The organism is Shewanella sp. H8, assembly GCF_040285065.1.
In the GTDB taxonomy this organism is placed as follows: domain Bacteria; phylum Pseudomonadota; class Gammaproteobacteria; order Enterobacterales; family Shewanellaceae; genus Shewanella; species Shewanella polaris.
Window position 1 is genome coordinate 3,189,203 of sequence record NZ_CP157213.1, and the last position, 13,835, is coordinate 3,203,037.

Below are 13,835 nucleotides of genomic sequence, written 5' to 3' on the forward strand. Positions count from 1 at the left end.
GGCTATTTGAACCTTAGTTATTTCGAGGTTAACTGTACTTTAATCTTTTGATATTGCTCATAAAGTGGGTGCGCCTTATTTGATAATTCAGGAAAACGTTGATCCATTGTAATCATATAACGCTCAGCTTGGATTATTTTATTGTCTGCCATTAACGCTTTTAAGCGAGCTAATGCCACGTCAGCGGTATCTAGTTGAATAATATCTTTTGTTGAATTATCGCTTTGTTGTTTCAATAACTGGATTTCTTTGTCATTGCGATGCGATTGTAATTCAATGGCCTTTTTTTGCGTTGCTACATCATTGGTTTTAGCTGCCACCGCTTGCTTTGCTGTGTCACTCGCAATTTGTGCTGGCTCTGCACGCATTAGTGCTGGTTGCTCACTGAATGCGTTAATTGTTGATTCTTCAGCGACTGGCTCGCTAATTACCGAATCGTTACTTGATGAATCATTTTTAATCGTAGATGCAGATTTGACTTTCATCGACAAACCTTCGATAGCAATTGCTTTTTCGGTAGCGGCTACAACTGAAACCGATCCTATTTGTTGGGGTATAGCTTGCTTAGGTAACGCAGGTTGAGTAGGTATAGCTTGTTCCGCATCGACACCTATTAGCTGTTGCCAACTCGGAGTGAGCATAAACAATCCGGCCACCAGCAATACAGACGCGGCACTTGAAAATAACCAAGCATTACGTTGCCATAGTGACTTTTTAAGCTTTTTCCCCTTTGCTGACACATGAGCCCCCGATCGCGCTTTAGCTAAAATCGCTTCATCAAGTTCATCTGATGGTTGCTCTAATGTTTGTTGATGATAAGCCTTGTTAATTTCAGTTTGTAATGCCGTGAACTCTTGGTCATGTTCGGGTTGCTTAATCATAATGACGTCTCCTGCCATTGGTTAGCGATACATTGTTTAATACTTTTATAGGCATAACGAATCCGGCTTTTAGTAGCTTCTAAAGTGACATTGGCAATATCGCTTATCATGGCGGCAGTCATGCCCATTTCGATATTGAGCAAAAAGGCTTCTTTTTGCACTGGCGGCAATTTAGCGATACAACTTTTAAGCATATCGGCTTGTTGCTGCTGCAGTAATTGCGGCTCTGGTGAGACATGATGATTAGCTTCTAGGCTATCCATAGTTTGGTCTTCGCCAAGTGCAGTGACCTTATCAAGCGGCTTAACCGCGCGCACATGATCAATCAATAAGTTATGAGCAATTTTATACAACCAAGTGGTAAACTTTGCGGTGACTTGATATTGCACTGCTGCGTTAATGACTTTGCCCCAAGTGTCTTGATATAAGTCTTCTGCTAACTGCTGGTTATGTAATTGACGGACAAAATAACGATACAAAGGCCCTTTATGCTTGCGGTATAGGGTTTCAAACGCGCTCATATCACCAGCCTGATAGTCGAGCATAAGTTGCTCGTCGCTACCAGCTTGTGCGGTTAAAGTATCGTCCTTAGGCTGATTCAATGTATGCACTATTTTATCCTTATTGTTACCCACTTACTGATTGGTGCGCTTTGCCGTCAATTCTAATAATGCTTGCTGCTCTGAAAGTACCTTGGCGGTGTTAAGCATTTGCACAAATTCATGGCGATAACCAAAGCGGTCTTGGCCCATTGCGGATTCGGCTAATGTAATTAAGTTAGCATAATCAGTATCGTGGACATAATCATTATGGTTAAGCAATTGCCCAAATCCCGCTACTGCCGCAGCAAATCTAAAGTCATCGCTGGCTTGATGTAGATGAGTCAGCTGCTGCTCGCGGTTAATGGGATAAGTGATTAATTGACTGGTTTGTTCGCCAATCTTTTTATATCGTAATTTTAAAAAGGCCACTTCATCGGTGCTTACCATTGTGTCTTCAACAACTGGCTTTTCGATGCCATAACGCAATGGGTCTACTAATCTATTGCGACTTTCGTTATAGCGCAGTTCGTACAAGGCGGTAACGGTATGACCTGCGCCAATTTCTCCGGCATCAACTGCATCGTTATTAAAGTCGCTGCGGTTCAACACCCGATTTTCATAGCCAATAAGTCGATACTCAGACACCACGGCTGGGTTAAATTCAATTTGCACTTTAACATCGTGGGCAATAGTTAACAGGGTGGCACTGAGTTGATCCACTAGCACTTTTCGCGCTTCATTAAGCGTGTCTATATAGGCATATTGACCGTTAGCTTTATTCGATAATTGTTCCAATAAATGGTCATTATAACTCGCAGTACGAGAACCCAGACCAAAACCAAGCGTGGATAAACCAATACCATTTTTACTTTGACTGGTAACGAAATCGACCAATTGCTGATGATCTGTCATCCCCAGGTTAAAGTCTCCGTCTGTGGCTAATATAACTCGGTTACTACCATTTGTGATGAAGTGTTTTTGCGCTAATTGATACGCCAACTGAATACCTTGACTTCCATTAGTGCCACCTTGAGCATTTAACTGACTAAGGGCTGTTTTAATGGCAGAAAAGTCATTACCTGCAACGCCATCAAGCACCACACCGCTGGCGCCTGCATACACCACAATCGATACTTTATCTTGCGCCGATAATTGCTGACTCAGCATCAACATGGCTTGTTTTAATAATGGTAACTTATCAATAGACGACATAGAGCCAGACACATCAAGTAATAACACCAAATTAGTTGCACCAAGCTGCTCTACTGCAACATCAAAGCCTTTAAGGCCGATACGCAATAACTGAGTATCAGCATTGTACGGTGATGGTGCTAATTCAGTATTGACGCTAAATGGCTGCTCAGAGTTTGTCGGTGTTGGATAGTTGTAACTAAAGTAATTCACTAACTCTTCTACCCTAACGGTATTCTTAGTCGGCAGTTGGCCTTGATTAATTAATCTGCGGGTGGTGCTGTAACTGCCAGTATCAACATCAATTGAAAAAGTGGATACCGGTGTTTCAGCGGCAACCATATTGCCGTTTTCCACTATTGACTCAAACTTATCATTAACCGTTGGTGCCAAAGAAAAATTGCGATCACTTACGCTAACATGCTGAGAACTCACAATACCCTGCGCCATTGACGATGCCATGACTTTAGCACTGCGATGTAGCTCCTTAGATCCTTGGTATAAATCAACCTGTGGCTCAGAAGCTATCACTAAGCCTGCTACCTCAGATAACTCAGGGCGCGCTTGTGAAGATGAATCAGTTTTACTCGCGGATTTAATTTTAGAAGCAGGCTGATTTTTAGAAGTAGATTGGGGCTGACTTTGTTTTGCACTGTCTTTGGATTCTTGTGCACAACCACCGATAATAATCGCGCTAATGACAATGGCTAATGTACTGCGAGTGAGCTGCTTATGGACATGGTTCATGATTATACCCCTATCTATCGACCTGTTATTCATATTGGTTACGTACGCAAAGTGACCTTGTATACGGCTAATAACGAGCGCGATGAGTAAAAGGGTTATTTAAATAAAATGTATTTAAAGAGTTTTCGTATTTAGAAATTGAGTGTTAGCCTCATAAAACACTGAAATGCAGCCAACAGAGCACGGCTTATGCTATTATCTAGCCCCTTTTTTATCGCCTTAATATTGACGTTGACCGCCGCCGTTTCCTACTGAGCGAATTAACTAAATATACTAATAGAATAAGTACGTTAAGGAGTTAACATGCAAGCCCTAGTTGCTGTTGTAATGGGTTCGAAAAGTGATTGGCCTACAATGGAAGCCGCCGCTGAAATTATGGATAAGTTACAAGTGCCTTATCATGTTGAAGTTGTTTCTGCTCATAGAACACCAGACAAGCTTATGGAATTTGCAAGTTCTGCTGCAGATAAAGGCTATAAAGTCATTATTGGTGGCGCAGGCGGAGCAGCCCATTTACCCGGCATGATCGCCTCGAAAACGCGTTTACCAGTATTGGGTGTTCCAGTGCAAAGCAAGGCGCTATCTGGCATGGACAGTCTATTGTCTATTGTACAAATGCCTAAAGGGATTGCTGTTGGCACCTTGGCGATTGGTACAGCTGGTGCATTTAACGCAGGTTTATTAGCCAGCCAAATTTTGGCAATTAGCGACACTGCTTTAGCTGAGCGTTTAGACGCATTTCGTGATGAGCAAACTCGCTCGATCCTTGATAATCCCGATCCGAGAGAAGACTAATGACGTTGCCAAAAAATTTATGGGTATTGGGCGATGGTCAATTAGGCGCCATGCTTAGTCACGCTGGTCAGCCACTGGGTATTAATGTGCGTCCGGTTGATATTATGACGCCATCAGATGTTAAATTACCATTAGAAGCTGATGACATTATTACCGCTGAACGCGAGCAATGGCCTGAATCTCAACTTAGTTTACAACTCAGCCAACACCCACATTTTATTAATGGCCCAGTATTTGGCCGTTTAGCGGATCGTTTTACCCAAAAAAGTCTCTTAGATGAATTAGATGTTGCGACCTCGCCTTGGCAATTAGTTGATGACAATACCAGTACCGAAGCCCTGCATAAAGCTTATGGTGAACGGGTATTATTAAAACGCCGCACCGGCGGTTATGACGGTAAAGGACAACATTGGCTAAAACAGACAGAAGCGACAACCATTCCTGCCGATTGGCGCAATGAAGCCATCGCAGAACAAGCGATTAACTTTGATGAAGAAGTGTCATTAGTTGGGGTTCGCACTCAAGATGGCCGTTGTTTATTTTACCCACTGACGCTTAACCTACATCAAGACGGCATTCTAATGGCTTCTATTGCACCATTAACCCGTTTAGCCCCTTTGCAAGCTGAAGCTGAAGCCATGCTCAGCAAGGTGATGAATGGCCTTGAATATGTGGGTGTGATGGCAATGGAGTGTTTCCGTGTGGGTGAACACTTAATGGTGAATGAGTTAGCCCCGCGGGTACATAATTCTGGCCATTGGACTCAAACAGGTTGTCACATTAACCAGTTTGAACTGCACTTACGTGCTTTGTGCAATTTACCTTTGCATCTGCCGCAAGTAAATTTTCAATGTGTGATGGTAAACTTAATTGGCGTTGATAAAGACGATAGATGGTTAAGCCTGCCTAATGCAGAACTATTTTGGTACAACAAAGAAGTTCGTGAGGGCCGTAAGGTAGGCCATTTAAACTTGTCAGTGCACAATAAAGCCATGTTAGATGACAGTATCAACCAGCTTAAAGCTTGGATGCCACAACAATATCAAGCACCGTTAGATTGGATTTTGGCAGAATTTGACAAATAAATAGGCCAAGTAAATACGACCAATATGGTTACCAAATAAGTATCAGTTAACAATAAAAGGAGCCTAGGCTCCTTTTATTGTTACATGGTTATATTCGTCTTTCATGTTGGCTTTCGATGAATTATAACCTTTGTTATTGTAGGTGATTAATAATGGACATCCAATAATTAATCTTATTTTACTAATGATAAATATAATGAACATTTAATCATTAAAACAACTCAAAGATTTGAGTATTTCTTAACCACCCAGCAATATACATCCCAAGTCTAATTTCAATGTTAATTTTAAAAAATAATTATCTAACTAGTCTCAAAATTAATACCCTACTTAATATCCATATGTGTGTAATATGAATCTCACTCTCAAATAATCATCACGCACCCATACCTTAATAAATAAGTCCAATACCTAATGGTTATAACAATAAAATGTATACTGCAACAAAAGGTACGACCTGTTGATACACTTCAGTAACATTTTATTTTTCGTGTATAGTAAAAAATGTTTATCAGATTATGTAATTTATAATATTGTTCAAACTATCATTTCAACAATTCATTAATTGAAGGATCATTTATAACTAATTATTATTAAAAGATACCAATACAATAAAAACTTTTTAATAAAAATATAAAAAAATTATACTTATAATATTCATTCCGTTTCAAGGATAGAAATGGCCCAAATCCTTGGAGCTATATCAATGAGAAATAATCAGCCAATAACACAAAAAGAATATGATTACCCGCTAGACTGGATTTTGCTTTCCATCACCGACACCAACAGCCATATTAAATATGCCAATAGCTCTTTTTGTACCGTCGCAGGCTTTGAGCCCCAAGATTTAGTTGGTCAACCACACAATATGGTACGTCACCCGGATATGCCGACCGCGGCATTTAAAGATCTTTGGCAACATATTCAACAAGGAGACCCTTGGAAAGGATTAGTTAAAAACCGTTGCTCTAATGGTGATTATTATTGGGTCGATGCCTTTGTTACCCCCATTTCATATAAGGGTGAAATAGTTGAATATCAATCTATTCGAACTAAACCAACGCGTGCGCAAATAACACGAGCAGAAACGATTTATGAACAATTAAAAGAGGGTAAAACTCACTCTATTACCCCTAGTAAAATCACCTTACCCATTAAAGTCTATTTAACCTTTGGTGCTGTAATGATCCCCATGGCTTATCTTGCTAGCCAAGGGGACATGATAAGCTTAGGACTGTTTGGTATTTCGTTTGGTGGTGGTTTTATCGCTATAAAAACAGCATTCAAACGTTTTAATCATCTCGTTGAAAAAGCCACTACTATTTATAATAATCCTATTTCCTCTGCTGTTTATACCGGAAAAAATGACGATATTGCAAAGATTGATTTAGCACTGCAAATGCAAGCATCCGAGCTTAGGGCGGTGTTAGGGCGTACACTTGACTCAAGCAAACAAGTATCAGAAAGCGCCGAAAAATCAGCAACCAAAGGACATGATATTCAGCAAAACAGCCAATCGCAAATGGCTGAAATTGAACAAGTTGCAACAGCGATGCACCAAATGACCGCGACATTAACTGATATGGCTTCAAATTGTGCTGATGCAGCTCAATCTTCAGCAAGTGCATTATCTCAAACTACTTTAGGTGACAATGTAGTTAAGCAAATGGTCTCTTCTATCAAAAAAATGTCTAATCAACTGGGTACGATTTCTAATGTTATTACTGAATTAGAACAACACAGCAAAAATATTGGTTCTGTATTGGATGTCATTGAAGCTATTTCTGAACAAACAAATTTACTCGCCCTAAACGCTGCAATTGAAGCGGCAAGGGCTGGAGAGCAAGGCCGTGGATTTGCTGTTGTGGCCGATGAGGTCCGCTCATTGGCTCAGCGAACACATAGCTCAACTAAAGAAATCCACGATATGATAAGTCGTTTACAACAAGGTACTGGGTCTGCTGTATCGAGCATGGAACAAGGGCTTAATGATGCCAATGTTTGTGTTGAGCAAGCAGAACAAGCAGGTGTCGCACTTAATGAAATTCGTCTTGCTGTAGAGCAAATCACCGACATGACTCATCATATTGCTAGCGCTGTAGAACAGCAATCTCAGGTGTCTAATGAAGTCAATCGAAGCGTAGTGGTGGTATCTCAATTAGTGAATAGTAGTAATGAGTTGGGTCAAGATATGGTTCACCTAGGTGGTGACGTCGTTGAAAAAGTAGACTCGCAAATGGTATTAGTTGAGCAGTTTTTAACAAGAAACCTTAAAACTACTCAGGATAATCAAAAAGCTAATCTCAACTAATTTACAGATGAGATAAATCTGTTTGAATTAGGTTATTTAAACTACTTTATCGCAAACTGGTCATCTATTTGCTCACAAGGCGCATTCTAGTATGACAAACTGTATCAATAGTGAGCCTATTGCAAGTAAAGGTAATAGTGTCATTAAGTAACATATTGTTAAATAATGTTTTATTGTCTATCTAGCAAGTTATACCATAATGATCCAGCTTTTCAACAGTATGAATACTCTGGAATAAAATGGGCAATCTCGTGAGATTGCCCATTTTATTTATCCGACTATGTTCAATTCATTATTGAGATCAAGTTCTGCATTAATATTAGCCAAAAAACACTCGCCATAACCATGAGGAATCTAAATCTTCTTTACATTGATGATACTGAGCAGCATAGCGTTTTGAGCGTTTATCGACTTTATTAGCCACTGGCGTTAACCATTTTTTGGCTTTATAACTGCCACGTTTATAACCGCCCCAACCTTCGTGATAATTTAAGTATTGGTTTTTAGCATCCCACTTAGACACGCCGTTAATTTTATGGGTTTTATAAATAAACCAGCCCATAAAATCCATAGCATCGTCAAAATCACTGCGGCTAGACCAACTGTTACCGGTCTCGCGAACGTAATCGTCCCAAGTCATGGTTTTAGCTTGCGCATAACCATAAGCGTCACTGGCTCGCCCTGTGGGGATAAAGCCTAAAAAGTATTCCATTGGAGGTGCCGCATTGTGTTTGAATGAGCTTTCTTGATACATCATCGCTAAGGGAACATGTACAGGCACGCCCCACTTTTCACGGGTATCTACAGCGGCGTCATACCACGAGCGATGTTCTTTAAAAATCGAACAAAGATTATCAGGCTCTTTCGGAGGCGAGGTGGCGCAACCTGTTAAAGACAATAAAACAATTGCGCTAACAACACCTAAAAAACATTTCATAACACTTCTACCAGTACCTAAGATATTGATTCAATGTTTAGTTTTACATCAATAAGCAATTAATGCAATTCAGGTTAGCGCGTCATCTCACATTGATGGGATTCTGTCTGCCAAACCACGGGTTGCCAATAACCTTGATTTTGGCCGATATAGATTTTATCGGTATTGAATTGTGCAGCAATATGGTAACGCTGTTCAGCTTTTACTTTGATAGAAAAAACTTTTACTTTCCGTGCAGATAATGACACTTTTAACGCTGGTGAATTAATCAGTTCTGCGACAGTAAACTCATGTTCACCGGGCAATAACTGATAATTCGGTCTTGAAATAACAGGGACGCCATCTAGGTGAGTCACAACGACTCGGTATAAATTGGCACTGTTGTCGGGGTCTAAATAACTCGACACAGTACCACATTCAACCATTTCATCTGGCGATGAAGCACAACCATGCAAGGCTAGTCCAATTATCAGCATTACCGATGTTCGCCAGAATGACCGAAGAGACATGATTATTTGGCCTCGAAAGTGCCAGCAGGAACCACATCACTAAAATAGTCTTTTAAGAAGTGAGTAAAATCATCTTGTGGCTGAGCTTCTAGATTTTTCTGCTCTAGCAACGACTTTTCAGCCTCTTCTTCATAGCCTTGAATAACCTCATCAGTTAAAGGATATTGACTTAAATATTGATGATAATCATCCGCCAACGTCTTAACCCACACACTATGATCTGTGCCCTTAACGACGACTTCTTGTATTACGCGACCAGATAAGGTTTTGTCTGGATCATCAATGGCTTCTGACCAAGTGTTTAATGCCGTTTGGTATGCATGGCTATCATCGCCATCAAGTAAAACAGCTAACGTTGATAGTTCATCAAAAAGCTCGTGCATCCATTGTTTTAAACCAATGGCTTGACCATTGCGTTGCAGAGTAAGTCCAGGTTTACGCCCTTCTAATACTACCGCTTTTAGGTTAGCGGCAATTTCAGCTTCACCAACGGCATCAGTATCTTTAGATGGAGATAATAAACAATGCAATAAAAACAAATCTAAAAAACGCACTTGCGTCGCGTCTATCCCAACTGGGCTAAATGGATTTACGTCTAAGGCGCGTACTTCAATATATTCAACACCTGCACGGGATAGAGCTTGCGAAGGTTTTTCACCTTTTTGGGTGACACGTTTAGCGCGGATTGGAGCATAAAACTCATTTTCAATTTGCAAAATATTACTATTGAGTTGACGGAACTCACCATCAACATTGACACCTATTTGAGCAAACTTTTTCGATGGCATTTTAATCGCAGCACCAACGCCTTCAAGATAGTCAGGTAATGAGTTATAGCTGATATTCAACGTATCTTGTTCTTTATTGGTATAACCTAAATCACTCATCCGTAATGATGTTGCAAAAGGTAGATATAACGTGCCTTTACCGGTTTTTTTAAACTCAAAATCAACTTCTTGATCTTTTATAAATGAGCTACATAATGCCGGAGTTGAACCAAATAAATACGGTAACACCCAGACTAAACGACGGTAATTGCGGATCAGGCCAAAATAAGATTCAGAAACGAAATCTTCAAAGTTAATGCTTTTGCTACAACAAGCGCTGCCATTGCCGTTAGCAATTTTATCGTCATATAGACGTTGCCATAACTCTTGTGAAACAGAAAAGTTAAAATGGACCCCAGAAATAATCTGCATTAACGCACCATAACGATGGGTTAATCCTTTGCGGTATAAGGTTTTCATTTTACCGTTATTGGAGGTTCCATAACGTGCTACGGGAATGTCGCTAACTGCACCCACATAACATGGCATGCTAACAGGCCAGAGTTCTTGGCCATTAAGGTTTCGAACACTATAAGCATGCGTTTGAGTTAATCCCTCTAATAGCTCGTCAATGCTGTGACATACTGGAGTAATAAATTCTAATAAGGATTCGCTATAATCAGTGGTTATACGCGAATGAGTCAGAGCAGAACCGAGTGCTTTAGGGTGTTCATCTTGTGCTAAGTGACCATTTCCATCGATACGCAATGCTTCACGTTCAATACCACGTGACATGCCCAATAATGCAGCTCGGCCTTGAGTGTCACTTAAGTTTTCGACTTTTTCATTGAAAGACTTCAATTTACTACTCTCTTTTATGGATTCGCATTGCGAGTAAATAGCTAGACCGGATAATAAACGAGATTATTACTGGAAAGCGAAAAATGTAACTCAGTATAAATCAGTTTGTTTGTGGGTCTTAAATAAAAACGGTAACAGTCGTTGTTACCGATGATGGAGCCTTAACATTATATGATATTTGTTGATAAACTGACACTGTATGAAATTCACGATTAAAACACATAATTTATCTCAACCTATTTATAAAATAGATTGAGCTAAGACTATATGCGGTTAACATTAGCGTATTTCAAGGCTGGTGTTAACCCTATAAGTATCAAGTGTTCAACTAGTCAGCAAGTGTCATTATTTTAACTTGATATCCAAGTTCATGAAGTTGCGGTGCAACGGTTGCTTTATCACCGACCACCAACATGACCATATCATTGATATTTAATAACTTACCGGCAAGTTTATTTAATTCATCTATCGAAATAGTGTTAATTATTTCGTCTTGCTTGGCAGTAAAGTTTTTATCTAAGTGATAGCGTTGAATCATCCTTAAAAAGCCGGCCTTTTGATACGGTGTTTCGTATTCTAACGCTTGGCTTTGCGCAATCGAACTGCGCATAAAGGCGCTTTCTTCGGCGTTCATGCCTGACGCTTGGTAAGCGTTAATCTCTTTAACAAACTCAGCCAATGCTAAACCTGTCACATCACTTTTGACGCTAGCAGACGCAATAAATAGCCCTGAATCTTCGGCGCCACTAAATTGCGTGCGAGCGCCATAAGTGTAACCTTTATCCTCACGTAGATTGAGATTAATACGGCTGTTAAATGCGCCCCCTAACGGGTAGTTCATCAGATAGGCCTTAAAATAATCACCAGTAGTATCATAAGGTAATGATACTTGACCAATGTCAATGACAGATTGAGCAGCCCCAGGCTTATCAATCAAATAAATGGTATTTTTAAGGTGTGAAGGCAATGCAGGTAATGCTGCAACCTGAGTAGCATCACCTTCCCATTCATTAAACATCGATAATTTCGGCATAATCTGTTGTTGATTTAAATCCGATACAACAACCATTTTCGCATTACCAGCACGATATTGCTGCTGGTAAAATTGTTTCACATCATCAAGTGTTAGCGCTGAAATTGATGTCATGGTGCCATCACTGCTGATCCCCTTTGGGCTATCTGCACCGTAGAGTAATTGAGCGAAACCACTACGAGCTAGATAATTAGGATCAGACATTTGATGTTGTAATCCTTGTAGTTGCTGCTGCTTCAATCGTTCAAAGTCAGCCTCTAAAAAGCCAGGACTAAATAAGCGCTCCTTAACAATAGCAAGCGTCGCATCTAAGTTTTCAGTTAAACTTGATACCTTGATGTAACTTTGTGAATCACTGGCACCAAAGCTAATTGATGACCCGAGCATATCAAGCGCACCAGCCAATTCTTCACTACTGCGTAACGAGCTTGACTCATTAAGCATCGAGGCGGTCAACTCTGCTAGGCCAGCTTTTTTGATCGGCGACAAACGATGTCCACCATCCAAATAAACCAGCAATTCGACCGTTGGCGTTTCATCACTTTCAGTGCCCATAACACTAATGCCGTTGGCCAGCTTGCTGTCCCATAACTGTGGCACAGTCAATAATGGCGCTGCGGTTGATGACGGTATTTTATTGCGATCAAATGATGATTTTGCAAAAGTGATATTGGTTAATCCGGTTACCGCATCTTGTGCAATTGGCATAATGCTCGGTTCAAAATTATCTGCATGGGCAATTAGCTGCGTTTGCCCTTCGGGTACCACGCTCATCACCACCATTGGCTTATTTTTAATGTAAGTATTAAATACTCGCATTACATCGGCTTTAGTGACATTGGCATAACGGGCTAAATCAGATGCCACCATGTCAGGTTTGCCAAAGAAGGTTTGATTAGCAGCAAGTGTTGATACTTTTCCTGCTACGCTTTGCATACCAAAGATGGTATCGGCTTCAAACTGCACTTTGACTTTTTGCAAATCGTCGTCAGTGACACCGCGTTGCTCAAACTCATTAATCGTTTGGTTTATTTTGGTTTCGAGTTCTGCAAGACTACCACCTTTGGCAGGATTCGCTACGGCATAAAGTGACAGCTGACAAGTAAGCTCTTGGCAAGGATGGCTCACTGCAGCTTGTACCGCATAACCATCTTTAACTAAGTTTTTATATATTAATGAGGTTTTACCACCACCGAGAATATTAGCCAGCAAATCTAATGCAGCTTCATCTTTGTGTTGCGCATAAACGGTTGGAAAACCGATATAAATAAGCGGTAAATGAACCTTATCTTCCATCGAGATATAGCGAGTTTTATCTAACGTGACTGCGGTTTTAGCTTCTGGTTTGACTTCTGGTCCACGAGGGATTTCACCAAAATATTTATTTACCCACGCCAATGTTTGCACTTCATCAAAGTCACCACCAATAGTTAAAGTGGCATTATTAGGCCCATACCAACGTTGGAAGAAATGTTTCACGTCATCAACGGTGGCGCGATCTAAGTCATCTGGCCAACCGATGACAGGCCAAGAATACGGATGACCGGCTGGATAAAATGCTTGATTAAAACGTTCATTTAAACGCCCATAAGGACGATTATCAATACGTTGTGCGCGTTCATTTTTAACCGTTTCACGTTGTACTTCGAATTTTTCACTCGTGAGTGCAGGTAACAAAAAGCCCATACGATCTGATTCTAACCAGAGCATTTTTTCTAGTTGATTACTCGGCACGGTTTCAAAGTAATTGGTTCGGTCAGTATTGGTAGAACCATTTAGTGTTCCGCCCGCTTCGGTAACAACTTTGAAATGCTGTTCGTCGGCTACATGTTGTGAGCCTTGAAACATCATGTGTTCAAATAAATGCGCAAAACCACTACGACCAGCTAATTCGCGAGCAGAACCAACATGATAGGTAACATCAACATGAACTAAAGGATCAGACTTATCTTGGTGTAAAATCACCGTTAAGCCATTCGCTAACTGATATTTTTTATAAGGGATACTGACTTGATTTTCAGAAGGTGCAACCGTTTCAATTAAACTTACACCTTGTGGCAAATTTGACGATTGATGCGCATCGAATGCACAACCACTTAATGCAGCACTGATTGCTGCAGCTAATATCCATTTATTCAAATTTAATTTCAAAATCGACTCCTTTCTTCATTAGGAT

General features: G+C 40.4%; 10 protein-coding genes. 3 read left to right on the plus strand and 7 right to left on the minus strand.

Annotated features, from left to right (window positions below):
• Nucleotides 1–17: 17 nt before the first annotated feature.
• The 3 genes from ABIS04_RS13800 to ABIS04_RS13810 all read right to left on the minus strand — a co-directional run bounded on the left by ABIS04_RS13800 (nt 18) and on the right by ABIS04_RS13810 (nt 3,361).
• Nucleotides 18–881: a hypothetical protein gene (locus ABIS04_RS13800; RefSeq protein WP_350431436.1), complete on the minus strand. Its 864-nt coding sequence runs from the start codon at nt 879–881 to the stop codon at nt 18–20.
• Nucleotides 878–1,426 carry a sigma-70 family RNA polymerase sigma factor gene (locus ABIS04_RS13805; RefSeq protein WP_350433440.1) on the minus strand — a complete coding sequence of 183 codons (549 nt, stop codon included), beginning with the start codon at nt 1,424–1,426 and terminating at the stop codon, nt 878–880. The genes ABIS04_RS13800 and ABIS04_RS13805 overlap by 4 nt, the downstream gene beginning before the upstream one ends.
• Before the next feature lie 90 nt (nt 1,427–1,516).
• Nucleotides 1,517–3,361: a VWA domain-containing protein gene (locus tag ABIS04_RS13810; RefSeq protein WP_350431437.1), complete on the minus strand. Its 1,845-nt coding sequence runs from the start codon at nt 3,359–3,361 to the stop codon at nt 1,517–1,519.
• Nucleotides 3,362–3,664: 303 nt separating this feature from the next.
• On the opposite strand from ABIS04_RS13810, the gene purE reads away from it, so the two are divergent.
• From purE to ABIS04_RS13825, 3 genes are all read left to right on the plus strand, one after another.
• Nucleotides 3,665–4,156 (plus strand): 5-(carboxyamino)imidazole ribonucleotide mutase, encoded by a 492-nt coding sequence (purE, locus tag ABIS04_RS13815; protein ID WP_137226385.1) that lies wholly within the window; start codon nt 3,665–3,667, stop codon nt 4,154–4,156.
• Entirely contained in the window at nt 4,156–5,241 is a 1,086-nt protein-coding gene (purK, locus tag ABIS04_RS13820; RefSeq protein ID WP_350431438.1) for a 5-(carboxyamino)imidazole ribonucleotide synthase, read from the plus strand. Before purE ends, purK begins: the two co-directional genes overlap by 1 nt.
• Before the next feature lie 706 nt (nt 5,242–5,947).
• On the plus strand, nt 5,948–7,552 hold the full coding sequence (locus ABIS04_RS13825; RefSeq protein WP_350431439.1) for a PAS domain-containing methyl-accepting chemotaxis protein: 1,605 nt from the start codon (nt 5,948–5,950) through the stop codon (nt 7,550–7,552).
• Nucleotides 7,553–7,871: 319 nt separating this feature from the next.
• Here the strand turns inward: ABIS04_RS13825 and ABIS04_RS13830 are convergent, their stop codons facing one another.
• From ABIS04_RS13830 to ABIS04_RS13845, 4 genes are all read right to left on the minus strand, one after another.
• Nucleotides 7,872–8,489, minus strand: a complete 618-nt coding sequence (locus ABIS04_RS13830; RefSeq protein WP_350431440.1) for a hypothetical protein — start codon at nt 8,487–8,489, stop codon at nt 7,872–7,874.
• 74 nt (nt 8,490–8,563) lie between these two features.
• A complete protein-coding gene (locus tag ABIS04_RS13835; protein WP_350431441.1) occupies nt 8,564–8,998 on the minus strand; it encodes a hypothetical protein in 435 nt (144 codons plus the stop codon).
• Between the two features lie 2 nt (nt 8,999–9,000).
• The gene (gene gshA, locus ABIS04_RS13840; RefSeq protein ID WP_371833642.1) at nt 9,001–10,644 is read right to left on the minus strand and encodes a glutamate--cysteine ligase; all 1,644 of its coding nucleotides are present in this window, start codon (nt 10,642–10,644) and stop codon (nt 9,001–9,003) included.
• Between the two features lie 310 nt (nt 10,645–10,954).
• Complete coding sequence (locus ABIS04_RS13845; protein ID WP_350433441.1) at nt 10,955–13,798, minus strand: pitrilysin family protein; 2,844 nt, start codon at nt 13,796–13,798, stop codon at nt 10,955–10,957.
• Nucleotides 13,799–13,835: the final 37 nt, after the last annotated feature.